This is a genomic window from Kitasatospora viridis (assembly GCF_007829815.1).
GTDB lineage: Bacteria > Actinomycetota > Actinomycetes > Streptomycetales > Streptomycetaceae > Kitasatospora > Kitasatospora viridis.
The window spans coordinates 1,365,033-1,389,189 of the sequence record NZ_VIWT01000001.1; the positions used below are offsets into that span (position 1 = coordinate 1,365,033).

A 24,157-nucleotide genomic window follows, 5' to 3' on the forward strand; every position below is an offset into this window, starting at 1 on the left:
CTTGGCATTCCGGCAGGTCCAAGCCTGACGATCAGGGTCCGCCGAGCGGGGCTCGTCGTACCCTTGGTGGGTGACCGACGCCGCTGAAACCATCGCCGTAGAGACCGCCCCGGTGCCGCTCCTCGAACCTCGGGAGGGCCTGCCACCGGTGGTGGCCGACCAGGCGGCGCTCGACGCGGTGATCGCGGCCTTCGCCGCCGGCACCGGCCCCGTCGCCGTCGACGCCGAGCGCGCCTCCGGCTACCGCTACGGCCAGCGCGCCTACCTGATCCAACTGCGCCGGGCCGGCGCGGGCACCGCGCTGATCGACCCGATCGCCTGCCCCGAACTCGCCCCGCTCGGCGAGGCGCTCGCCGAGGCGGAGTGGGTGGTGCACGCGGCCACCCAGGACCTGCCCTGCCTGGCCGAGGTCGGGATGCGCCCGCAGCGCCTCTTCGACACCGAACTGGCCGGCCGGATCGCCGGGTTCGCCCGGGTCGGGCTCGGCCCGATGACCGAGAACGTGCTCGGCTACAGCCTGGCCAAGGAGCACTCCGCGGTGGACTGGTCCACCCGGCCGCTGCCCGAACCCTGGCTGCGCTACGCGGCGCTGGACGTCGAGGTGCTGGTCGAGCTGCGCGACGCGCTGGAGGCCGAACTGACCGGCCAGGGCAAGCTGGAGTGGGCGCTGGAGGAGTTCGCGTCGATCGCCGCCGCGCCCCGCCCGGCCCCGCGGGTGGACCCCTGGCGGCGCACCTCCGGGCTGCACAAGATCCGCCGCCGCCGTCAGCTGGCCGCCGTGCGCGAGCTCTGGCAGGCCCGCGACCGGGCGGCCCAGGAGCGGGACGTCTCGCCCGGCCGGGTGCTCTCGGACGCGGCGATCGTCGCGGCCGCGCTCGCCATGCCGGTCAACCTGCCGGCGCTGCAGGCGGTGGCCGGCTTCGGGCCGCGCGCCCACCGGCGCCAGCTGGAGCAGTGGTTGGCCGCGCTGGACCGGGCCCGGGCGATCCCGGAGGCCCAACTCCCGCCCGCCGCCGCGCCGCACGAGGGCCCGCCGCCGCCGCGCGCCTGGGCCGAGAAGGACCCGGTGGCCGCCGCCCGGCTGACCGGCGCCAAGGCCGCGGTGACCCAGCTCGCCGAGCAACTGAAGCTGCCCGCCGAGAACCTGATCACCCCTGACCTGGTCCGCCGGGTCTCCTGGGAGCCGCCGGCCGATCTCGGCACGCCGGCCGTCGGCGCGGCGCTGCGCGCGCTCGGCGCCCGGCACTGGCAGGTCGACCTGGTCGCCCCCGTGGTGGCCGCGGCGTTCGCCGAGGCGGTCACCGCCACCTGAGACCGGCGGATCCCGGCACGTGGCGCGGGACACAACCGCCACGGGGGACCCGGCCCTGGGCAAGTTGGTTACCGACCAGTAGCATGGCCGGTGAAGCAGCGCTGCTCGCATGCGAGCGCCGATCTGCGCACCATGTCAGTCCCCTGGGAGGAGAGCCCCCGTGCCTCGTACCGCGAGGGACGTCGTCTTCGTCGACGGCGTCCGCACCCCGTTCGGCAAGGCCGGCCCGAAGGGCATCTACCACGAGACCCGTGCCGACGACCTGGTCGTCAAGTGCATCCGGGAGCTCGTGCGCCGCAACCCGAACCTGCCCGTCGAGCGCATCGACGAGGTCGCCATCGCCGCGACCACGCAGATCGGCGACCAGGGTCTGACCATCGGCCGCACCGCCGGCCTGCTGGCCGGCCTGCCCAAGTCGGTGCCGGGCTACGCCATCGACCGGATGTGCGCCGGCGCGATGACCGCCGTCACCACCACCGCCGGCGGCATCGCCTTCGGCGCCTACGACATCGTCGTGGCCGGCGGCGTCGAGCACATGGGCCGCCACCCGATGGGCGAGGGCGTGGACCCGAACCCGCGCTTCGTCTCGGAGAAGCTGGTCGACGAGTCCGCCCTGTTCATGGGCATGACCGCGGAGAACCTGCACGACCGCTTCCCGCACATCACCAAGGAGCGCTGCGACGCCTACGCGGTGCGCTCGCAGGAGAAGGCCGCCAAGGCGTACGCCAACGGCGACATCCAGCCCGACCTGGTGCCGATCGCCGTCCGCAACACCAACCCCGAGGTCGGCGAGACCGGTTGGGGCCTGGCCACGGTGGACGAGCCGATGCGCCCGGGCACCACGATGGAGATGCTGGCGGGCCTGAAGACCCCGTTCCGCCCGCACGGCAACATCACCGCGGGCAACGCGGCCGGCCTGAACGACGGCGCCACCGCCTCGCTGCTGGCCGCCGAGGACGTGGCCCGCGAGCTCGGCCTGCCGGTCAAGATGCGCCTGGTCTCCTACGCCTTCACCGGCGTGGAGCCCGAGGTCATGGGCTACGGCCCGGTGCCCTCCACCGAGAAGGCGCTGGCCCTGGCCGGACTGACCATCGACGACATCCAGGCCTTCGAGATCAACGAGGCCTTCGCCGTCCAGGTGCTGTCCATGCTCGACCACTTCGGCATCGCCGACGACGACGAGCGGGTCAACCCGTACGGTGGCGCGATCGCCTTCGGCCACCCGCTCGCCTCCTCCGGCGTGCGTCTGATGAACCAGCTGGCCCGCCGCTTCGAGCAGCGCCCGGACGTCCGCTACGGCCTGACCGCCATGTGCGTCGGCTTCGGCATGGGCGCCACGGTCATCTGGGAGAACCCGCACTTCGAGGGTGGTAAGTGAGCATGAGCACCACGACTGAACTCCTCACCCGCGGCGCCGAGCTGTTCCCCGGCGAGGTCGTCACCACCGCGCACGTGCGCCACCTGGACCTGCCGCTGCAGGCCGGCAAGCTGGCGCTGATCACCCTGGACAACGGCTTCGACCACACCAAGCCGACCACCTTCGGCCCGGGCTCGCTGCTGAAGCTCTCCGAGGCGCTGGATCAGGTCGAGACCGAGGTCGCGAACGGCGACGTGGTCGCGGTCGCGATCACCGGCAAGCCGTTCATCTTCGCGGTCGGCGCCGACCTCAAGGGCGTCGAGCTGCTCAAGGAGCACGGCGACGCGCTGGCCATCGGCAAGGGCGGCCACGAGGTCTTCAAGCGGATCGCCGCGCTGTCGGTGCCCACCTTCGCGTTCTACAACGGCGCGGCGATGGGCGGCGGCGTCGAGGTCGGCCTGCACTGCGACTACCGCACGGTCAGCACGGGCATCGCGGCCTTCTCGCTGCCCGAGGTCTTCCTCGGCCTGGTCCCCGGCTGGGGCGGCTGCACCATCCTGCCGAACCTGGTCGGCCCGGCCAACGCGGTCAAGGTCATCATCGAGAACTCGATGGCCCAGAACAAGCAGCTCAAGGGCAAGGAGGTGTTCGAGCTCGGCATCGCGGACGCGATCTTCGAGCCGGCCGACTTCCTGGAGCAGTCGCTGCTGTGGGCCGCGGGCGTCGTCAAGGGCGACACCGTGGTGACCCGTCCGGAGATCGACCGCGGCGAGAACTGGGACCAGTGCATCGCCTGGGGCCGCGCCGTCGCCGACGCCAAGGTGCACGGCGCCGCGCCGGCCGCCTACCGCGCGCTGGACATCATGGCCGCCGCGAAGAACGCCAGCTTCTCGGACAAGGCCAGTCTGCAGCAGGGCTTCGACGCCGAGGACGCCGCGCTGGCCGACCTGATCATGGGCGGCGAGCTGCGGGCCGGCATCTACGCCTTCAACCTGGTGCAGCGCCGGGCCAAGCGCCCGTTCGGCGCGCCGGACAAGTCGCTGGCCCGCCCGGTCTCCAAGGTCGGCGTGGTCGGCGCGGGCCTGATGGCCTCCCAGCTGGCGCTGCTCTTCGCCCGCCGCCTTGAGGTGCCGGTGGTGCTCACCGACATCGACCAGGCGCGGATCGACAAGGGCGTGGGCTACGTGCACGCCGAGATCGACAAGCTGCTGGGCAAGGGCCGGATCAACCAGGACAAGGCCAACAAGCTCAAGGGCCTGGTCTCCGGCCACCTGGACAAGGCGACCGCCTTCGGCGACGCGGACTTCGTGATCGAGGCCGTGTTCGAGGAGATGGGCGTCAAGCAGAACGTCTTCGCCGAGCTGGAGGCCGTGGTCTCGCCGACCGCGATCCTGGCGACCAACACCTCCTCGCTCTCGGTCACCGAGATGGCCTCCAAGCTCCAGCACCCGGAGCGCGTGGTCGGCTTCCACTTCTTCAACCCCGTCGCGATCCTGCCGCTGCTGGAGATCGTCCGGGCCGAGAAGACCGACGACGCCTCGCTGGCCACCGCGTTCGCGGTCGCCAAGAAGCTGAAGAAGACCGCGGTGCTGTCCAAGGACGCCCCGGCGTTCGTGGTGAACCGGATCCTGACCCGCTTCATGGGCGAGATCCAGAACATCATCGACGAGGGCACCTCCTTCGAGGCCGTCGAGAAGGCCGTGCAGCCGCTCGGCCTGCCGATGTCGCCGATCGCGCTGCTGGAGCTGGTCGGCCCGGCGATCGCGCTGCACGTCTCGGAGACCCTGCACAGCGCCTTCCCGGAGCGGTTCAGCGTCTCGGAGAACCTCGGCAAGGTGGTCAAGGCCGGCAAGCGCGGCTTCTACATCTGGCAGGACGGCCAGCAGGTCCTCGACCCCGAGGTGCTGGCGCTGCTCTCCTTCGGCGACAGCGTGCTGACCGAGGAGCAGGTGCGGGCCCGGGCGCTGGACGCGGTGGCGCAGGAGATCGGCCTGATGCTGGACGAGGGCGTGGTCGGCGAGGCGCAGGACATCGACCTGTGCATGATCACCGGCGCCGGCTGGCCGTTCCACCTGGGCGGGATCACCCCGTACCTGGACCGCGAGGGCGTCTCCGAGCGGGTCAACGGCAAGAAGTTCCTGGCCCCCGGCCTGGCCAGCGTGCCGGTCTGACGCCGGATCGGCCGAACGAGCAGGACCAGCCGGACCGGGTGACCCGGCCGGCATGACGAAGGGCGCTCCTCCCCTGCCAGGGAGGGGCGCCCTTCGCTATACACCAAATGAGGACAAAGCGCATAATACCGTTAGGCCAAGCGGTTCAGACCCTGCACCGAAGGAGGCGAGTCGTATGGCCGACGTCTCACATCGAGCCGGTGACATGCGTACCCACCCGGACATCGCCGAGATGCGCAGCCGGTACGCGCGGATGATGGACGGACCGCAGGGGGTGGCCGTCGACGGACTGGTCGTCCTGGCGGGCCTGTACCTGGCGATCTCGCCCTACGTGGTGCACTTCAGTGCCGCCAGCCACGAGCTGGTGGTCTGCAACCTGATCCTCGGGATCGGCATCGCCGCCCTCGGCCTCGGCCTGACCCTCGCCCCGGCCCGGATGTTCGGGCTCACCTGGGCGATGGCCGCGACCGGCGTGTTCCTGATCATCTCCCCCTGGGTGGTGACCGTCGGGCACACCGCGACCCGGGGCATGATCTGGAACCAGGTGGTGGTGGGCGGCCTGACCTGCCTGCTCGCCTTCACCGCGGCCGGCATGGCCGCCGCCACGGCCGCCGGCAGCCGGCGCCGCCGGATCTGACCCACTCCCCCCGACCTGCCCGGTCCCACCGGACCGGGCAGGTCCCTCACGTGCGCGTCGGTGCGGCTCAGGCCTCGACGGGCTGCGCGGCGTCCAGCCGGGAGACCAGCGCGGTGACCTGGCGGGCGATGTCCGGGGCGGTCAGGCCGATCTCGGCGAGGATCTCCTCGCGCTTGGCGTGGTCCAGGAACTCCTGCGGGATGCCGAAGTCGCGCACCGGCAGGTCGACCTCGGCGTCGCGCAGCGCCTGCGCGACGGCCGAACCGACGCCGCCGGCCCGCCCGTTGTCCTCGACCGTGACGACCACCCGGTGCTCGGCCGCGAGGCCGGGCAGCGCGGCGTCCACCGGCTTGACCCAGCGCGGGTCCACCACGGTCGCGGTGATCCCCTGGGCGTCCAGCAGTGCGGCCGCCTCCAGGCAGAGCGGGGCCAGCGCACCGACCGAGACGATCAGCACGTCGGCCCGCCGCTCGCCCTCGGCGAGGGCCTCGGCCGAGCCGTGCAGCACGTCCATCCCGCCGATCCGGCCGAGGGCGGCCACCGCCGGGCCGACCGCGCCCTTGGAGAACCGGACCACGGTGGGCGCGTCCTCGACCTCGACGGCCTCGCGCAGCTGGGCCCGCAGCTGGTCGGCGTCGCGCGGGGCGGCCAGCCGCAGCCCGGGGACCACCTGCAGGATCGACATGTCCCACATGCCGTTGTGCGAGGCGCCGTCGGTGCCGGTCACGCCGGCCCGGTCGAGCACGAAGGTGACGCCGAGCTTGTGCAGCGCCACGTCCATCAGGACCTGGTCGAAGGCCCGGTTGAGGAAGGTCGCGTAGACCGCGACGACCGGGTGCAGGCCGGCGGTGGCCAGGCCGGCGGCCGAGACCGCGGCGTGCTGCTCGGCGATGCCCACGTCGAAGGTGCGCTTCGGGAAGGCCTTGGCGAACGGGGCCAGGCCCACCGGGTGCAGCATCGCGGCGGTGATCGCCACGATGTCCTCGCGCTCGTTGCCGAGCTCGACCATCTCCTCGCCGAACACCGAGGTCCAGTCCTTGCCCGAGCTCTTCACCGGCAGGCCGGTGTCCGGGTGGATCACGCCGACCGCGTGGAAGCGGTCCTCCTCGTTGTTGAGCGCCGCGTGGTAGCCGCGGCCCTTCTCGGTGATGACGTGCACGATCACCGGGCCGCCGAAGCCGCGGGCCTTGCGCAGCGCGGACTCCACGGCGCCGATGTCGTGGCCGTCGATCGGGCCGACGTACTTCAGGCCCAGGTCCTCGAACATGCCCTGCGGGGCGATGAAGTCCTTCAGGCCCTTCTTGGCGCCGTGCAGCGCGCCGGCCAGGCCCTCGCCGATCACCGGGGTGCGCTGCAGCGCGTCCTTGCCCCAGGTGAGGAAGCGCTCGTAGCCCTGGGTGGTGCGCAGCGTGGCGAGGTGGTTGGCCAGGCCGCCGATGGTGGGCGAGTAGGAGCGCTCGTTGTCGTTGACGACGATCACCACGGGGCGGTCCTCGCCCTCGGCGATGTTGTTCAGCGCCTCCCAGGCCATGCCGCCGGTGAGCGCGCCGTCGCCGGTGACCGCGACCACCGGGCAGTCCTTGCGGCCGAGCAGCTGGTTGGCCTTGGCGATGCCGTCGGCGTAGCCGAGCACGGTGGAGGCGTGCGAGTTCTCGATCACGTCGTGCTCGGACTCGGCCCGGGACGGGTAGCCGGACAGGCCGCCCTTCATCTTCAGCCGACTGAAGTCCTGACGACCCGTCAGCAGCTTGTGCACGTAGGACTGGTGGCCGGTGTCGAAGAGGATCCGCTCGCGCGGCGAGTCGAAGACCCGGTGCAGCGCGATGGTCAGCTCGACCACGCCGAGGTTGGGGCCCAGGTGTCCGCCGGTCTTGGCGACCTCCTCGATCAGGAAGCCCCGGATCTCCTCGGCGAGGGCAGCCAGCTGCCCCGGGGTGAGCCGGTCGAGATCGCGCGGCCCCCGAATGCGGGTCAGCAAGGACACCCGTTCCTCCTCTGTCGTCTGCCGTCTGCGGTCTCCGGACGGGCTGGTGGCCCGGCCGGACTGGTCGAGTCTAATGTCCGCCACTCGGGCGCCTTGCGCCGGGAGCACGTCTTCGGGGCGCGCAAAAGCCCGGAACGCGCCCCCTGTTCGCGGGCGCGTTCCGGGCCGGAGCACCGGACGGCCGGGTCGGGCCCGGGCCGGACGGACCGGGTCAGCCCCGGCCGGCGGACTTCTGGGTGCGGCGGGAGACCGAGTCCAGGACCACCGCGGCGAGCAGCACCGCACCGGTGATCATGTACTGGATCGACTGGCTGATGCCCTGCAGGTCGAGGCCGGTGACGATGGACTGGATCACCAGCATGCCGAGCAGCGCCGACCAGGTCTTGCCGCGCCCGCCGAACAGGCTGGTGCCGCCGATCACGGCCGCGGCGATCGAGTTCATCAGCACGTTGCCGCTGCCCAGCTGCTTGTCGGCGAAGCCGGACTGGGAGGCGATGAACAGGCCGCCGACCGCGGCCAGGCCGGCCGAGATCATGAAGACCGAGATCCGCACCCAGGCCACGTTGATGCCGGCCCGGCGGGCCGCCTCGACGCCGCCGCCGACCGCGAACACCTTGCGGCCGTAGGAGGTGCGCCGCAGCACGAAGTCGGTGACCACCACCACACCGAGGAAGACCACCAGCGCCAGCGGCAGGCCGCGGTCCTGGTTGAGGGTGTAGGCGGCGACGAAGGCCAGCACCGCGAGCAGCGCGGTGCGCAGCAGCACCTCGCTGAGCGGCTTGGCGGCCAGGCCGGCCGCGCGGCGGCTGCGGGCGCCGAGGAAGGCGGCGACGAAGTAGCCGGCCACCGCGACGGCGGCCAGGCCGTAGGCGGCCGCGACGTCGTCGAAGAAGTAGTTGTCCAGGTGGGCGATGAAGCCGTTCGGCGGGTTGTTCAGGGTGCCGGTGTTGCCCATCACCCAGCCCTGCAGGCCGCTCCAGCCGAGCAGGCCGGCCAGCGTGACCACGAAGGCCGGCACGCCGATCTTGGCGAAGAAGAAGCCGTGCAGTGCGCCGATCACCAGCGCCGCGAGCACCGCGAGGACCGCGGCCAGCACCTCGTTGACGCCGTGCTGCACGGAGAGCACCGCCGACACCGCGGCCGAGACGCCGGCCACCGAGCCGAGCGAGAGGTCGATCTCGCCGAGCAGCAGCACGAAGACGATGCCGACCGAGATCAGGCCGGGCCCGGCGATGTAGAGGGTGATGTTGGAGATGTTGCCGGCGGTCAGGAACTTGCCGGTGATGCCCTGGAAGATGGCGGCGATGAGGACCAGCCCGAGCACCACGGGGACCGAGCCGAGGTCGCCGCTGCGCAGCTTGCGGCGGAACTCGCCGAGGTAGCCGGCGAGGCCCTGCTCGCGGACCAGCAGGCGCGGGTCGACGGCGGGCGCGGGAGTGGACTCCGTGGTCATGGCTGCCTTCTGGGTGGTGGAGTGCTTGCTCACTTGCCGGCCTCCGCGCCCGCCCCGGCGACCCGTGCCTGACGGCGGGTCACGGCGTTGTCGGTGGCGCCGGTGATGGCGGAGATGATGGTCTCCTGGCTGGCGTCGGCGACCGCGAAGACGCCGTTGTTGCGGCCCAGCCGGAGCACCGCGACCTGGTCCGCGACCGCGCGCACGTCGGCCATGTTGTGGCTGATCAGGATCACGCCGAGGCCGCGGTCGCGCAGCCGCTCGACCAGGTCGAGCACCTGGGCGGTCTGCTCGACGCCGAGCGCGGCGGTGGGCTCGTCGAGGATGACGATCTTCGGGTCGCCGATCAGCGCGCGGGCGATCGCGACCACCTGGCGCTGGCCGCCGGAGAGCGCGGCGACCGGGATCCGCACGCTGGGGATCCGGATCGACAGGGTGTCGAGCAGCTCCTTGGCCTTCTTCTCCATGGCCACCTCGTCGAGGCGCCCGCCGCGGATCAGCTCGCGGCCGAGGAAGAGGTTGGCGACCACGTCGAGGTTGTCGCAGAGCGCGAGGTCCTGGTAGACGGTGGCGACGCCGAGCGCCTGGGCGTCCTGAGGGCGGCTCAGGTGGACCTTGCGGCCCTCCCACTCGATGGTGCCCTCGTCGATCGGGTAGACGCCGGCGATCGTCTTGACCAGGGTGGACTTGCCGGCGCCGTTGTCGCCGACCAGGGCGACCACCTGTCCGGCGTGCACCTCCAGGTCGACACCGGTGAGCACCTGGACGGCGCCGAACCGCTTGGAGATGTCCCGCAGCGCGAGCACGGGTATGTCTGACTGAACCATCGGGGCTCCTTCGGGGTCGTCAAAAGGGGCGCACGGGGCTCAGGGATGGCCGGTACGCCGGAGTGCGGACGGGGGGCGCCGGCCGGACCACTGCTCAGGTCCGGCCGGCGGCCCGCCCGGTGAAGGGGCGTCGGTTACTGGGTGATCCCGGCGGCCTTGCAGGCGTCGGCGTACTGCGCGGTGCAGATGTCCGAGTACTTGTAGAGGCCGTCGGCGATGACCGTGTCCTTGATGTTGGCCTTGGTCACCACGACCGGGGTGAGCAGCAGCGACGGGATGTTGGCACCGTTGCTGCTGGTCGAGGCGGTGGCCACGCTGGTGACGTCCAGGCCCTTGGTCAGGTCGACGGCGATCTCGGCCGCGCCCTCGGCCTCCGGCTTGTAGGCCTTGTAGATGCTGTAGGCCTGGTCGCCGGTGAGGATCCGCTGGATCGCGTCGGAGGCCGCGTCCTGGCCGCCGACCGGGACGTTGATGCCCTGGGCCTTGAGGGCGGTGATGATGGCGGCGGCCATGCCGTCGTTGGCGGAGTAGACGGCCTGGAAGCCGTTCTTGCCGAGCGCGGTGATCGCGGCGCCGATCTTCTGGCTGGCCACAGTGGGCTTCCACTCGCCGGACTGCTCGTAGACGATCTTGCCGACGGCGCTGTCCAGCACCTTGTGGGCGCCGGCCTTGAACTGACCCGCGTTCGGGTCGTTGTCGTCACCGTTGATCATGACCACGTTGGCCGACTTGGCGTTCGCGCCCAGCGCGTCCACCAGCGCCTGGCCCTGCAGCTCGCCGACCTTCTCGTTGTCGAAGGAGACGTAGGCGGAGACCGGGCCGTCGGCCAGGCGGTCGTAGGCGACGACCTTGATGCCCTTGGCGTTCGCCTCCTGGACCCAGCTGGCGGTGCCCTTGGCGTTGACGGCGTCCAGCACGATCACCTTGACGCCCTGCGAGACCAGGGTGTCGAACTGCTGCTTCTGGGTGGAGGCGTCGCCGTTGGCGTTGTTGTAGGTGACGCTGCAGTCGGAGCAGAGCGCCTTGACCTTCGCCTCGAACAGCGGCTTGTCGAAGGACTCGTAACGCACCGACGAGGAGTTCTCCGGGAGGAGCAGACCGATGGTCTTGCTGCCGCTCGACCCCGCGTTGGAGGAGCTGCTGCTGCCACCGGCCTTGCCACAGGCAGCCATGGTGAGAGCCATCGAGACAGCGGCGGTGCCGATGACAACGCGACGCATCATTGCGTTCATGGTGGGGGGAGCCTCCCTGACAGAGCCGCAACGTCGCGGCGAGGTGGGAAGGAGTCAACCCCCCTCCCCACTATGCCGTCAACATGTGAACCCAAGGCTCCCTGGATCCAAATCTTTTCGTTACCTTCCTGAAGGCTAAGCTGAGACCAAAGTGTCCGATCCTGCACCGTTTCGTCCCCCTTGTGAGGGACGACGGAACGTCAGGAGCGGGTACCGGCAGTGGGCGTGACGTGTCCGATTGCGCCGGTTTCGCCCATCTCGCTCATCACCAGCGCCAGCGCCCCCAGCACCTCGGCGCGGCCGCCCAGGGTGCCCGGCACGACCGAGAGCTGACGGGCCGCCGACGGGATCGCGTACCGCGCCACGGAGTCGCGGATCGGGGAAAGCACCAGCTCACCGGCGTCGGCGAGGTCACCGCCGAGGATCACCCGACGGGGGTTCAGCAGGTTGCACAGGGTCGCCACGCCGGTCCCGATCTGCCGACCGGCGTCCGCCAGCACCCGTCGGCAGCCCAGGTCGCCCTGCTGGGCCAACCGGACCACCTCGGAGAGCGTCAACTCTCGCTGGTGGCTCGCGTTCAAGAGGTTGAGCAGGTACTCGGCCCCGACGAAGGTCTCCAGGCAGCCCCGGTTGCCGCAGCGGCAGACCGGCCCGGACTCGTCCAGCGTGATGTGCCCGATCTCGCCCGCGGTGCCGCCCGGCCCGCGGTAGATCTGCCCGTTGATGACCAGTCCGGAGCCCACGCCGCTGGCCACCTTGATGTACGCCAGGTCGGTCAGCCCGCGCCCGGCGCCCCAGACCAGCTCGCCGAGCGCGCCCAGGTTGGCGTCGTTGTCCACGTGCACCGGCATGCCGAGCCGGGTCGACAGCTCCCGGCCCGGGGCGATCCCGGTCCAGCCCGGCAGGATCGCGGTGGAGCCGAGCGCCCCGGTCTCCACGTCGATCGGCCCGGGCACCCCGAGGCCCACCCCGATCACCTTGTCCGGCCGGAACCCGGCCTGCGCCAGCAGCCGTTCGACCAGCGCCTCGGCCCGCGCGAAGCCCTGCTCGGCGGAGACGTCCACGTTCATCGGCTCGCTCTCCTCGGCGAGCACCCGGTGCGCCAGGTTGCCGACCGCCACCCGCAGGTGGGAGTGGCCGAAGTCGATGCCGACCACGATGCCGGCGTCCCCGCTGAGCGAGACGCTGCGGGCCCGCCGGCCGCCCGAGGAGGTGTCGGCCACCACCACGGTGCCGCCCTCCTTGAGCTCGCGCACGATGTTGGAGACCGTGGCGGCCGACAGGCCGGTGCTGCGGGCGATCTCGGCCTGGGTCAGCGACCCGGCCATCCGCACCGCGCGCAGCACGCGCTCCAGGTTTGCGCGGTGCAGCGAAGACTGCGAACCCGGCGTGTCCATGGACATGAATTACCCTCCTCAGGGCGCGGGAACCCGACCGTCCCCGCCCCGCGCCGCGCCGTTGCGGCGGAGCTCGCGTCTACCAGAAGTTCACCTTCAACTTGTGAACTCTATGCCGAGCGGGCCCCCGCCCGCGCTCGCCCCGGCCCCGGGCGGCCCGTGAACCCTTCGACCGGCCCGGTCGGCTCCACCTCTACGATGTCCCTTGTTCTCAGCCACCCCACCCGCCGCCGACGCCACACGGCACCCGGGTCGGGGGGCGCACTCCACACGGACGATGACGGGGAATCACATGGCAGGGGATCAGCCGGACCAGCGGACCCAACTCGACGGGGCGTCGGTTCCGCCGCCGGCCCAGCCGCCGGCCGGCGGCGCGGACATCAACTACCAGCCGACCGCGACGGCCTTCCCCGCGCAGGCGGGAGGGGGCGCGGACACCCCGGCACCCGGCGCACCGGTCGGCCCGTACGACCCGCAGGCCGCGGCCGGCTACGGCTACCCGCAGCCCGGCCCGGCCCAGCCCGCGCCGCCGCAGTCCGGCTACGGCGCCCCGCAGGCCGGCTACGGCCAGCCCGCCCCCGGCCCCAACTACGCCTACCCCCAGCCGCCGCAGCAGCAGCCCCAGCCGAACTACTACCCCGGCCCGCCGACGCAGCCCCCGGTCAAGCAGCGCAACCCCGTGATGGTCTTCGGCGCGATCGCCGGCAGCGTCCTGGCGATCGGCATCGTGATCGGCCTGATCGTGCTCTTCCAGCCGAACCACAACCCCGGCAGCACGGCCGGCAGCACCTCGGGCACCGCCGGCGGCCCCGGCACCACCACCAACGCCCCCGTCGCCAACGCGCTGAACGCCACCTGGACGGCGCCCAAGCCGACCGACGGCGGCGCCGACCACCGCCTGCTGGGCGTGTGGACCACCGGCAAGCTGGTGATCCGCGGCGACGCCGAGGCGCTCACCGCCTACAACCAGAGCGACGGCCAGGTGGCCTGGACGCTGCCCTCGCCGAGCGGCACCAAGGCGTTCTGCAGCATGTCCCGGGACGCCAACAGCAACAACATCGGCGCCGTCAGCTTCAACCTGGGCGACGACGACTGCTCCGCCGTCGGCGCGGTCGACGCCACCACCGGCAAGCTGATCTTCAAGGTCGGCCAGCCGCAGGGGCAGAGCAAGAGCTTCGACACCCAGGTCACCGTCACCGACACCTCGATCGCCGCGGCCAGCGGTTCGCTGCTGGCCGGCTTCAGCATCACCGACGGCCACCAGCTGTGGAGCTACCAGCCGCGCGGCCAGTTCTGCAACGACAGCGCCGACGCGGCCGGCGGCCTGGTGGTGGTCAGCGACTTCTGCGCCGACTCCAGCCCCACCCAGGTGATGCAGGTGCTGAACGCCGACACCGGCAAGTCCACCGCCTCGATCACCCTGAGCACCGAGAACGACCGGATCAGCCAGATCGTCTCGGTCAAGCCGCTGGTGGTGCAGGTCAGTTCGGACAGCGACTCGGACTACCTGCTGCAGATCGACAACAGCGGCAACGCCGGCAACAAGATCCCGCTCAAGGTGACCGGCCAGGACAAGCTCCAGCTGTCCAGCGCCTCCGCCGCCGAGGCGAAGGACGTGGTGATCGGCAACACCCTGTACGTGCAGGTCGAGCAGAACAGCAAGCCGGCCGTCGAGGCCCTCGACCTGGGCACCGGCAAGGCGCTGTGGACCTCGGACGGCGGCGCCGCCCAGGGCCTGCGACTGGTCGACAAGTCCTCGGTCAGCAGCCCCGCGGTGATCGCCATCGACGGCTACGACAAGGGCGCCCGGCTCGGCAACCTGTCCACCACCGACGGCAGCTTCACCCCGATCGCCAGCTTCAACAAGAAGGACCTGGGCTTCATGAGCTTCTCGGACACCGAGGTGCTGATGTCGAACGACACCAAGAGCGTGCTCGCCGTCCAGGGCCTGCCGATCGAGAACACCGTGCAGATGTTCAACCGGAAGTGACGCGGCGACCGCGAACCGCGAACCACGCACCGGCGCCGACCGGGTGACACGGTGCCGGACGGGCCGGAGTGGGAATCCACTCCGGCCCGTCGTGCATGACATGGGAGGATGCGGCCAAGAAGCCTGACAAAGGAGTCCTGCGAGTGCCTGGCACCAACTTGACCCGTGAGGAGGCCCGCAGCCGGGCCGCGCTCCTCCACGTGAACGCGTACGACATCGAGCTCGACCTGAGCTCTGCCCGCGACACGGCGACCTTCCGGTCCACCACCACGGTCCGGTTCACCGCCACCGAGCCCGGCGCCGCCACCTTCATCGACCTGGTCGCCCCGGCCGTGCACGAGATCGTGCTGAACGGCCGCCAGATCGACCCCGCCGCCTTCGCCGACAGCCGGATCGCGCTCACCGACCTGGCCGCGGAGAACGAGCTGCGGGTGGTCGCCGACTGCGCCTACACCAACACCGGTGAGGGCCTGCACCGCTTCGTCGACCCGGTCGACGGCGAGACCTACCTGTACAGCCAGTTCGAGGTGCCGGACGCCCGCCGGGTGTTCGCCTCGTTCGAGCAGCCGGACCTGAAGGCCGCCTTCGCCTTCACCGTGCTCGCGCCGCGCGGCTGGGTCGTGGTCTCCAACTCGCCGACCCCCGAGCCGGTCGGCGACGGCGAGGTGCAGACCTGGCGGTTCGCCCCGACCGGGCGGATCTCCAGCTACATCACCGCGGTCATCGCCGGCCCGTACAGCGGCGTCTTCGACAGCTACACCGACGGCGACCAGGTCGTGCCGCTGGGCATCTACTGCCGTCCGTCGCTGCGGGAGTACCTGGACGCCGAGGCGATCTTCGACGTCACCAAGCAGGGCTTCCGGTACTTCCAGGAGAAGTTCGACACCCCGTACCCGTTCGAGAAGTACGACCAGCTCTTCGTGCCGGAGTTCAACGCCGGCGCGATGGAGAACGCGGGCGCGGTCACCCTTCGCGACCAGTACGTCTTCCGCTCCAAGGTCACCGACACCTCCTACGAGGCCCGGGCCACCACGATCCTGCACGAGCTGGCCCACATGTGGTTCGGCAACCTGGTCACCATGGAGTGGTGGAACGACCTCTGGCTGAACGAGTCGTTCGCCACCTACGCGGAGATGGTCGCCCTGGTCGAGCCCGCGGGCACCCGCTGGCCGAACGGCTGGACCACCTTCGCCAACCAGATGAAGACCTGGGCCTACCGGCAGGACCAACTGCCCTCCACCCACCCGATCATGGCCGAGATCAACGACCTCGAAGACGTCATGGTCAACTTCGACGGCATCACCTACGCCAAGGGCGCCTCGGTGCTCAAGCAGCTGGTGGCGTACGTCGGCCAGGACGCCTTCTTCAAGGGCCTGCAGGCCTACTTCAAGCGGCACGCCTGGGGCAACACCACCCTGGCCGACCTGCTCAGCGCGCTCGAAGAGACCAGCGGGCGCGACCTCAAGGCCTGGTCCGGCGCCTGGCTGGAGACCGCCGGCATCAACGTGCTGCGCCCCGAGCTCAGCACCGACGCCGACGGCCTGATCACCGCCTTCGCGGTCCGCCAGGAGGCCCCCGAACTGCCCGCCGGCGCCAAGGGCGTGGCCGCGCTGCGCCCGCACCGGATCGCCGTCGGCTGCTACGACCTGGTCGACGGCCAGCTGGTCCGCACCCACCGGGTCGAGCTCGACGTGGACGGCGAGCTCACCGAGGTGCCCGAGCTGGTCGGCCGCCCCCGGCCCACCGTGGTGCTGCTCAACGACGACGACCTGTCCTACGCCAAGCTGCGCCTGGACGCCGACTCGCTCGCCGCGGTCACCGCGCACCTGGGCGACTTCGCCGACTCGCTGCCGCGCGCGCTGGTCTGGGCCGGCGCCTGGGACATGACCCGGGACGGCGAGCTGGCCACCCGCGACTACCTGGAGCTGGCCGTCGCCGGTCTGCCGAAGGAGAGCGACATCGGCGTGGTGCAGTCGGTGCAGAACCAGGTCCGCAGCGCGCTCAACCTGTACGCCGACCCGGCCTGGCGCGAGCAGGGCCTGGCCCGCTGGGCCGCCGTCGCCGAGGAGAACCTGCGCGCGGCCGCCCCGGGCGGCGACCACCAGCTCGCCTGGGCCAAGGCGCTGGCCGCGGTGGCCCGTTCGCCGGAGCAGCTGGCGCTGCTGGAGGGCCTGCTGGCGGGCACCGCCGAGCTGGCCGGGCTGGCCGTGGACACCGACCTGCGCTGGGACCTGCTGGTCCGGCTGGTCGCCACCGGCCGCGCCGGCGACGCCGCGATCGACGCCGAGCTGGCCCGCGACAACACCGCGACCGGCCAGGAGCGGGCCGCCTCCTGCCGCGCCGCCCGCCCGACCGCCGAGGCCAAGGCCGAGGCCTGGGCCAGCGTGGTGGACTCCGACACGCTGACCAACTACGTGCAGGACGCGGTGATCGGCGGCTTCCAGGTCGGCGACCAGCGCGAGCTGCTGGCCCCGTACACGGCGAAGTACTTCGACTCGCTGAAGGCCGTGTGGGAGTCCCGCAGCCACGAGATCGCCCAGCAGATCATCGTCGGCCTGTACCCGGTCTACCAGGTCAGCCAGGCCACCCTGGACGCGACCGACGCCTGGCTCGCCGCCGCCGACCCGGCCCCGGCGCTGGCCCGCCTGGTCATCGAGTCGCGCGCCGGCATCGAGCGCGCGCTGCGCGCCCAGGCCGTCGACGCCGCGGCCGGCTGACGGTCCGACGGCTGACGGCTGATCAACGGCTCCCGGGTGGCGTGCTGCCGCCCGGGAGCCGTTGCGCGTCCGGGGCCGTCCCAAGGGAGCGTCAGCTCTCAAGGAAGCGTCAGGTCGAAGACCGTGCCGGGCGGCGGGCTCGGGCGCAGCGTGAGGGTGCCGCCGTGCGCGGCGGCGATGGCGTGCGCGATCGCCAGCCCGAGGCCGGTGCCGCCCGTGGAGCGGGCCCGCGACTGGTCGCCGCGGGCGAACCGCTCGAACAGGTGCGGCCGCAGCTCCTCGGGGATGCCCGGGCCGTCGTCGCAGACCGAGAGCCGGCCGGCGGTCACCCGCACCGTCACCGTGGTGCCGGGCGGGGTGTGCCGGTGCGCGTTGCCCAGCAGGTTGGCCACCACCTGGCGCAGCCGGTCCTCGTCACCCGTCACCAGGACCGGCTCGGCGGGCAGTTCCAGCCGCCAGTGGTGGCCCGGCGCCGCCGCCCGGGCGTCCGCCGCACCGTCCAGCGCCAACCGGGTGAGGTCCACCTCGGCGCTGGCCAGTGGGCGCCCCGCGTCCAGCCGGGCGAGCAGCAGCAGGTCGTCCACGATGGTGCCCATCCGCCGCGACTCGGCCTCGATCCGCTCCAGCGCGTGCCGCACCGGCTCGGCCATCGGCTCCGGGTGACGCAGCGCCAGTTCGGCGTGCCCGCGCACGGTGGCCACCGGCGTGCGCAGCTCGTGGCCCGCGTCGGCGGCGAACGAGCGCAGCCGGTCCGCCACTTGGTGCCGCTGGTCGAGCGCGTCCTCGACGTGCCCGAGCATCCGGTTGAGGGCCAGCCCGACCCGTCCGGTCTCGGTGTCCGGGTCGGCGTCGGCGGCCGGCACCCGCTCGGTCAGCACCACCTCGCCGCGGGCCAGCGGCAGCGCGCTGACCCGGGTGGCGGTGGCGGCGATCCGGTCCAGCGGGCGCAGCGCGAGCCGCAGCCAGATCAGTCCGGCGCCGCCGGCCACCGCCACGGCGACCGCGAAGACGGTCAGCTCCAGCAGCATCACCTGGCGCTCGGTGGCCTCCGCCTGGGCCAGCGGCAGCCCGGTGACCAGCACGTCGCCGTCGGCGCCGGCCACCGCGCGGACCCGGTACTCGCCGAGGTCGGCGACCCGCACCGAGCGGGCCGGCCCGCCCACCCGCAGGGCGGCCAGCAGTTGCTGGTCGTGCCCGGAGAGGGCGACCCGGTCGTCGGTGTCGGCGGTCTCGGTGCCGGCGGCCACCGCCGCGTCGTCGGCGTCGCCGTCCACCACCCCGGCATTGGTGACCCGGCCGTCCAGCAGCCGGGCGCCGAAGGTGCCGGGGGCCTGCGCCCGGGTGTCGCCGCGCCCGCCCTCCGGGTGCTCCAGGCTGGCCGCGTACCGGCCGCCGGTGTCGGCGAGTTGCTGGTCCAGCCGGTCCATGAGGTAGGTGCGCAGCACGGTGGTGACCACCACGCCGACGCCGGCGAAGATCACCAGCAGCAGCGCCAGCAGGCCGGCCAGCAGCCGCACCCGCAGCGAGCGCTGTCGCAGCGGGCGCCGTCGCAGCGGGCGCTGTCGGCCGCCCCGGCGCAGCCTCACTGCGCCGACCTCACTGCGCCGCCTTGAGCAGGTAGCCGGCACCCCGGACGGTGTGGATCATCGGGCTCCGGCCGGCGTCGATCTTCTTGCGCAGGTAGCTGATGTAGAGCTCGACCACGTGCGCCTGCCCGCCGAAGTCGTAGGACCAGACGGCGTCCAGGATCTGCGCCTTGCTGAGCACCTGGCGCGGGTGGCGCAGCAGGTAGTGCAGCAGCGCGTACTCGGTCGGGCTGAGCTCGACCGGCTGCCCTCCCCGGGTCACCTCGCGGGCGGACTCGACCAGCACCAGGTCCCCGAGCACCAGGGCGTCGGGCGGCAGGACGGCGGCGTGCGGGTCCCCCCAACCGGCGGCCGGGGGATCGACCCGGCGCAGCAGCCCGCGCAGCCGGACCACCACCTCGGCCAGGCTGAACGGCTTGGTCACGTAGTCGTCGCCGCCGGCCGCGATGCCGGCGATCCGGTCCTCCACCGCGTCCCGCGCGGTGAGGAAGAGCACCCGCACCTCGGGCTGGTGCGCGTGGATCCGTTCCAGCACGGCCAGGCCGTCCAGGTCGGGCAGCATCATGTCGAGCACCACGGCGTCGGGCCCCCAGCTGCGGGCGGCCTCGACCGCCTCGGTGCCGGTGGCGGCGCCGAGCGCCTGCCAGCCCTCGTACCGGAGGGCCCCGCAGAGCACCTCGACCAGATCGGGCTCGTCGTCCACGACGAGGATGCGGCGGGTCATGGCGGCCATTCTGTCCGGTTCGGATGAGAAAGCGCTGAGATCCTCTTTCCGCCGCACCCCCTCTGAGCTGCGGAAACTACGATCCGTTCGGATGGATTCAGAGCGAACTGAGAGCTCCTGCTGGCAACGTTGCGGTCGTCGAGGGCAAGAAGGCGAGGGAACGTGAGCACAGTCACCCAGCATCGCGGCCGGCGTGCGGCACCCACCCCGGCACCGACCGACGAGCTGGCCGCCGCCGCGGCCCCCGCCGTCGTGGTGCCGGCGCTGATCGCGATCGGCGCGCTGGCGGTGCTGGCGGTCTGGTGGCGGGACACCTCGATGGTGCGCGGCGCGGACGAGTGGTTGACCAACGGCTCCCGGATAGCCGGCCTGCTGGCCGGCTACGGCGCCCCGGTGCTGCTGGTCCTGATGGCCCGGATCCCGGTGCTGGAGCGCTGGGTCGGCGCCGACCGGCTGGCCCGCTGGCACGCGATCGGCGGACGCTACGTGGTGGGCCTGGTCGTCCTGCACGTGCTGACGGTGATCTGGGGCTACTCGTTGACGGCGCACCAGGACGTCGTCTCGCAGACCTGGGAGCTGGTCTTCCACTACCCCGACATGATCAAGGCCACCCTGGGCACCGTGCTGATGCTGGGCACCGGCGCGGTCTCCGCCCGGGCGGCCCGCCGCCGGCTCAGCTACGAGGCCTGGTACTACCTGCACCTGGCCACCTACCTGGCGATCGCCCTGGCCTTCGGGCACCAGCTGGCGAACGGCGCCGACCTGGTCGAGGGCCCCGGGCTGCTCGGCTGGTGGACGCTCTACCTGGGCTCCTTCGGGCTGCTGTTCTGGTTCCGGCTGGCCGCGCCGTTCCTGAGTGACCGGCGGCACCGGCTGCGGATCGCCGAGGTGCGGCCGGAGGCGGACGGGGTGGTCTCGATCTTCCTCACCGGGCAGCGGCTGGACGAGCTGCGCTGCGAGTCCGGCCAGTTCTTCCGGCTTCAGTTCCTGGCCCCGGGGCTGCGCTGGGCGTCCAACCCGTACTCGCTCTCGGCGCCGCCGCACCCGAAGTTCCTCCGGTTCACCGTGAAGGACCTGGGCGGGCACAGCTCGGCGGTGGCCGCGCTGCGGCCCGGGGTGCGGGTGCGCGCCGAGGGGCCGTACGGGGCGTTCACCGCGCGCCGCCGGGTGGCCAAGGGCCGCCGGGTGCTGCTGATCGCGGCGGGCGTGGGGATCACGCCGATCCGCACCCTCTTCGAGACCCTGCCGGCCGGCCAGGGCGAGCTGACCCTGCTCTACCGGGTCCGCCGCGAGGAGGACGTACTCTTCCGGGACGAGCTGGAGCGGGTCGCCGCCCGGCGCCGGGCCAAGCTGCACCTGCTGGTGGGCTCCCGGCGGGAGGTCGGCGACCCCTTCACGGCGGCCGCGCTGAGCCGGCTGGTCCCCGGGCTGCGCGGCCACGAGGTCTTCCTCTGCGGTCCGACCGAGCTGACCGAGCAGCTGATCCGCGAACTGTGCGAGGCCGGCGTGGCCAAGCACCGGATCCACCACGAGTCCTTCGTCTTCTGAATCCCTGAAGGAGTCTCGGCTGATGCGCCGAATGATCATCACCAGTGCGGCCACCGCGGCCGGCATCGTCCTGCTGCTCTCGCTGAAGCCGCACGGCACCGTCACGCCGCAGGCCGAGCCGGTGATCTCCTCCGACACCGGCTCGGCGGCGCCGGTGGGTGACGCCTCGTCGGGATCGCCCTCCGCGTCGTCCCCGTCGTCCCCGTCGTCCGCGGGCGGCTCGGACACCAAGACGGTCACCGGCAGCGCGATCGACACCCGCTACGGCCCGGTGCAGGTGCGGATCACCGTGACCGGCGGCAAGCTCACCAAGGTCGACGTGCTGCAGTACCCGACCGAGAGCAACCGGGACGTGGAGATCAACACCTTCGCGATACCGCAGCTCAACCAGGAGGCGATCACGGCGGGCAACGCCAACATCGACTCCGTCTCCGGCGCCACGTACACGACGGACGGCTACACCCGGTCGCTGCAGAGCGCGCTGGACCAAGCAGGCGTGCACTGATGCTGCGGCACGCCGAGCCGGTGATGGGCACGGTGGTGTCCTTCGCGGTGCGGGGCGCCGACGACCTCGCCGTGCTGGCCGGGCCGATCGCCGAACTGCACCGGCTGGACGCGCTGTTCTCCACCTACCGCGCGGAGAGCGAGATCAGCCGGCTGGGGCGGGGCGAGCTGACGGTCGAGCAGTGCGACCCGCTGGTGGGCGAGGTGCTGACCTCCTGCCGGGCGGTGGCGGCGGAGACCGACGGCTACTTCAGCGAGCGGGCGGGCGGCGAACTCGACCCCTCGGGCTGGGTCAAGGGCTGGGCCGTCGAACGTGCTTCGGCGCTGCTGGCCCAGGCCGGACACCCGGACCACAGCATCACCGGCGGCGGCGACGTCCGGGCCCGCGGCCGGTCCGAGGAGGGCCGGCCCTGGCGGGTCGGCGTGGTGGACCCGCACCAGCCCGACCGGGTGCTCGCCGTCCTGACGGCCGCTCACGACTTCGCCGTGGCCACCTCCGGCACCGCCGAACGCGGCGAGCACATCCTCGACCCGCGCACCCGCCGCCCGGCCGCCACCGGCATGTCCTCCGTCACCGTGGTCGGCCCGGAGCTCTCCCGCACTGACGCCTACGCCACCGCCGCCTACGCCATGGGCCCGATCCGCGCCCTGACCTGGCTGACCAAGCTGCCGGACCACGAGGCCCTCGCCGTCCTGCCGGACGGCCGCCGCCTCGGTACCCCGGGGATCAGCCGCTACCTGGGCTGACCGCCGTCCGACGGCTGCAACCGCTGCACCTCCTGGCACCTCCTGGCACCTCCTGACACCTCCTGCTCAAGGCGGACGCCGTCCAGGTCCTCCGTCCGCTAACTTGGCGCGGTGCACGAGCGAACAGCGCGACGATGGGCCTCGATACGGGACGGGATCGTGGCGGCGACGGACCGGCGGCCGGCAGCGGCCTGGGCCACGGTCGCGCTGGTGCTGAGCGTTGCGGTCACCGTGCCGGGGCTCATGATCGGCGGATCGGCGACGTACTTGCTCGCGCCGGAGCCGTTCTTCTGGTTCCTGGTCGTCCCGATCGCCCTGCTGATGCTCGGTCTCGCCCTGCTGGCCGGGTACGCGCTGGCTGACGACGTGTCACGGCGCTGGTTCGGCTGGCGCCGGCGGCGCTCCACGGTCACCGGCCTGCTCCTCGGTCTCGCCGGCCTGACGCCCTGGGTCGTACCCGACGGGCCGTCGGTGTGGCGCGCCGACCAGTCGCCCGGCTGGGCCGCCGTGTGGTGCGGCGCGAGCCTGCTGGCGCTCCCCGCCGCCGCGCTGCTGCTGGTGCCGCGGACCCGTGTCCGGGCGGCGGGTGCGATCGGCCTGCTGCTGCTCACCGCAGTCTGGGGAAGCGCCCGGCACGCGTGGCTCGACGCGGAGTCGCGGGCGAGCTACCAGGCCCTGGGTTCGCCGCCGCGCCCCCTGCTGCGCCTGGTCGACTGGGACGGGAACATCCCCTCCTTCATCAGCTACAAGGACGGCCGGCTCAGCATCGAGTACGACCAGCCCGTCCCGCTGCCCGCCCCGGACGGCAGCCAGACGGCCACCCTCGTCGTCGAACCGCTGCCGCCCGGAGGTGACGCGGACTCCCTCTGCGCCGAAGGCCGCACGGTCAGCGCCGAGGCCCTGAGCGCGGCCCGCTCCAACCCCGACCCCTCGACCGCCTGCCTACCACTGGACCACGGCCTCACCCAGGTCGGCACCAGCACCCTCGCCCGGCAGGACGGCGACACCCTGCTGTTCCTGGTCCTGGACGACGACACGATCGCCGCCGGGAACCTGCCGTCGCTGACCCGGGTCCTGAACTCGGCGCACCCCGCCACGAACCCCGAGATCCGCGACCTGGCAGCGGGCTGACACGCCGCGCCGGTGCGCCGGCCGACCCGACGAAGACCTCTGCCGACCCACCATCAGATCGGCGCGGCAGGTGGCGCCCCGGCGCGCCGTGCGCCGAAACTGAAGCCGTGGACGAGACGGTGACGGGTGATCAGCGGCATCCGGAGGCGCACGGCGCCGGACTGAGCACCCGCCTCAACTGGCTGCGCGCCGGGGTGCTCGGGGCGAACGACGGCATCGTCTCCACCGCCGGGCTGGTGGTCGGGGTGGCCGGGGCGACCGACTCGCACACCGCGTTGCTCGCCTCCGGGTTGGCCGGGCTGCTGGCGGGGGCGCTGTCGATGGCCTCCGGGGAGTACGTCTCGGTGAGCACCCAGCGGGACTCGGAGCAGGCCGCGCTGGCGCAGGAGCGGCGGGAGCTGGCCGAGGAGCCCGCCTACGAGTTGGCCGAGCTGACCGGCCTCCTGGAGCAGCGCGGGATCGCGGCCGGCCTGGCCCGGGAGGTGGCCGAGCAGCTCACCGCGCGGGACGCGCTGGCCGCGCACGCCCGGGTGGAGCTGGGCATCGATCCCGAACAGATCGTCAATCCCTGGCACGCCGCCTGGGCCAGCTGCGTCTCCTTCACCGTCGGCGCGCTGCTGCCGCTGCTGGCGATCGTGCTGCCGCCGGTCTCGCTGCGGGTGCCGGTCACCGTGGTGGCGGTGCTCTGCGCCCTGGTGCTCACCGGCTGGGCGGGGGCCCGGCTCGGCGGTTCGCCGGTGGGCCGCTCGGTGCTGCGCAACGTGGCGGGCGGCGGGCTGGCGATGGCGGTCACCTACCTGGCGGGCTCGCTGCTGGGCGCGGCCGGCGTCTGACGCCCGC

18 protein-coding genes are annotated in these 24,157 nt (G+C 72.4%); 11 read left to right on the forward strand and 7 right to left on the reverse strand.

All coding sequences use genetic code 11. The features are described 5' to 3' along the window. The first annotated feature begins 70 nt into the window (after window positions 1-70). The 4 genes from FHX73_RS06155 (at window position 71) to FHX73_RS06170 (ending at window position 5,477) form a co-directional block, all read left to right on the forward strand. A complete protein-coding gene (locus FHX73_RS06155; RefSeq protein WP_145903950.1) occupies window positions 71-1,312 on the forward strand; it encodes an HRDC domain-containing protein in 1,242 nt (413 codons plus the stop codon). Between the two features lie 160 nt (window positions 1,313-1,472). Then, entirely contained in the window at window positions 1,473-2,690 is a 1,218-nt protein-coding gene (locus FHX73_RS06160) for a thiolase family protein (RefSeq protein ID WP_145903952.1), read from the forward strand. 2 nt (window positions 2,691-2,692) lie between these two features. Continuing rightward, window positions 2,693-4,840 carry a 3-hydroxyacyl-CoA dehydrogenase NAD-binding domain-containing protein gene (locus FHX73_RS06165; RefSeq protein WP_145903953.1) on the forward strand — a complete coding sequence of 716 codons (2,148 nt, stop codon included), beginning with the start codon at window positions 2,693-2,695 and terminating at the stop codon, window positions 4,838-4,840. 205 nt (window positions 4,841-5,045) lie between these two features. Continuing rightward, entirely contained in the window at window positions 5,046-5,477 is a 432-nt protein-coding gene (locus FHX73_RS06170; RefSeq protein ID WP_342795284.1) for an SPW repeat protein, read from the forward strand. A 67-nt stretch (window positions 5,478-5,544) separates the two neighbouring features. Here FHX73_RS06170 and dxs read toward each other — a convergent pair whose 3' ends face one another. The 5 genes from dxs to FHX73_RS06195 all read right to left on the reverse strand — a co-directional run bounded on the left by dxs (window position 5,545) and on the right by FHX73_RS06195 (window position 12,370). Further along, the gene (gene dxs, locus FHX73_RS06175) at window positions 5,545-7,461 is read right to left on the reverse strand and encodes a 1-deoxy-D-xylulose-5-phosphate synthase (RefSeq protein ID WP_145903957.1); all 1,917 of its coding nucleotides are present in this window, start codon (window positions 7,459-7,461) and stop codon (window positions 5,545-5,547) included. 211 nt (window positions 7,462-7,672) lie between these two features. After that, window positions 7,673-8,914 carry a sugar ABC transporter permease gene (locus tag FHX73_RS06180; protein ID WP_145908098.1) on the reverse strand — a complete coding sequence of 414 codons (1,242 nt, stop codon included), beginning with the start codon at window positions 8,912-8,914 and terminating at the stop codon, window positions 7,673-7,675. Window positions 8,915-8,943: 29 nt separating this feature from the next. Continuing rightward, window positions 8,944-9,741: an ATP-binding cassette domain-containing protein gene (locus FHX73_RS06185; RefSeq protein ID WP_145903959.1), complete on the reverse strand. Its 798-nt coding sequence runs from the start codon at window positions 9,739-9,741 to the stop codon at window positions 8,944-8,946. Between the two features lie 134 nt (window positions 9,742-9,875). Beyond that, window positions 9,876-10,973, reverse strand: coding sequence for a sugar ABC transporter substrate-binding protein (locus tag FHX73_RS06190; protein WP_170304860.1), 1,098 nt, complete (start codon window positions 10,971-10,973; stop codon window positions 9,876-9,878). A gap of 200 nt (window positions 10,974-11,173) precedes the next feature. Further along, on the reverse strand, window positions 11,174-12,370 hold the full coding sequence (locus FHX73_RS06195) for an ROK family transcriptional regulator (RefSeq protein WP_145908099.1): 1,197 nt from the start codon (window positions 12,368-12,370) through the stop codon (window positions 11,174-11,176). Window positions 12,371-12,662: 292 nt separating this feature from the next. On the opposite strand from FHX73_RS06195, the gene FHX73_RS06200 reads away from it, so the two are divergent. Both FHX73_RS06200 and pepN read left to right on the forward strand, forming a co-directional pair. Continuing rightward, window positions 12,663-14,360, forward strand: a complete 1,698-nt coding sequence (locus FHX73_RS06200) for an outer membrane protein assembly factor BamB family protein (RefSeq protein WP_145903963.1) — start codon at window positions 12,663-12,665, stop codon at window positions 14,358-14,360. A gap of 143 nt (window positions 14,361-14,503) precedes the next feature. After that, complete coding sequence (gene pepN / locus FHX73_RS06205; RefSeq protein ID WP_145903965.1) at window positions 14,504-17,077, forward strand: aminopeptidase N; 2,574 nt, start codon at window positions 14,504-14,506, stop codon at window positions 17,075-17,077. Between the two features lie 98 nt (window positions 17,078-17,175). Here pepN and FHX73_RS06210 read toward each other — a convergent pair whose 3' ends face one another. After that, window positions 17,176-18,663, reverse strand: coding sequence for a sensor histidine kinase (locus tag FHX73_RS06210; protein WP_246213374.1), 1,488 nt, complete (start codon window positions 18,661-18,663; stop codon window positions 17,176-17,178). A gap of 10 nt (window positions 18,664-18,673) precedes the next feature. Beyond that, window positions 18,674-19,387 (reverse strand): response regulator transcription factor, encoded by a 714-nt coding sequence (locus FHX73_RS06215; protein WP_246213375.1) that lies wholly within the window; start codon window positions 19,385-19,387, stop codon window positions 18,674-18,676. Window positions 19,388-19,549: 162 nt separating this feature from the next. On the opposite strand from FHX73_RS06215, the gene FHX73_RS06220 reads away from it, so the two are divergent. The 5 genes from FHX73_RS06220 (at window position 19,550) to FHX73_RS06240 (ending at window position 24,150) form a co-directional block, all read left to right on the forward strand. Continuing rightward, the gene (locus FHX73_RS06220; RefSeq protein WP_342795285.1) at window positions 19,550-20,935 is read left to right on the forward strand and encodes a ferredoxin reductase family protein; all 1,386 of its coding nucleotides are present in this window, start codon (window positions 19,550-19,552) and stop codon (window positions 20,933-20,935) included. 22 nt (window positions 20,936-20,957) lie between these two features. After that, window positions 20,958-21,440 carry an FMN-binding protein gene (locus FHX73_RS06225; RefSeq protein ID WP_145903969.1) on the forward strand — a complete coding sequence of 161 codons (483 nt, stop codon included), beginning with the start codon at window positions 20,958-20,960 and terminating at the stop codon, window positions 21,438-21,440. Continuing rightward, window positions 21,440-22,186: an FAD:protein FMN transferase gene (locus FHX73_RS06230; RefSeq protein ID WP_246213376.1), complete on the forward strand. Its 747-nt coding sequence runs from the start codon at window positions 21,440-21,442 to the stop codon at window positions 22,184-22,186. Before FHX73_RS06225 ends, FHX73_RS06230 begins: the two co-directional genes overlap by 1 nt. A 159-nt stretch (window positions 22,187-22,345) precedes the next feature. Then, entirely contained in the window at window positions 22,346-23,317 is a 972-nt protein-coding gene (locus tag FHX73_RS06235; protein WP_145903971.1) for a hypothetical protein, read from the forward strand. A 107-nt stretch (window positions 23,318-23,424) separates the two neighbouring features. Beyond that, window positions 23,425-24,150, forward strand: coding sequence for a VIT1/CCC1 transporter family protein (locus FHX73_RS06240; RefSeq protein ID WP_246213377.1), 726 nt, complete (start codon window positions 23,425-23,427; stop codon window positions 24,148-24,150). The last annotated feature ends 7 nt before the right edge of the window (window positions 24,151-24,157 follow it).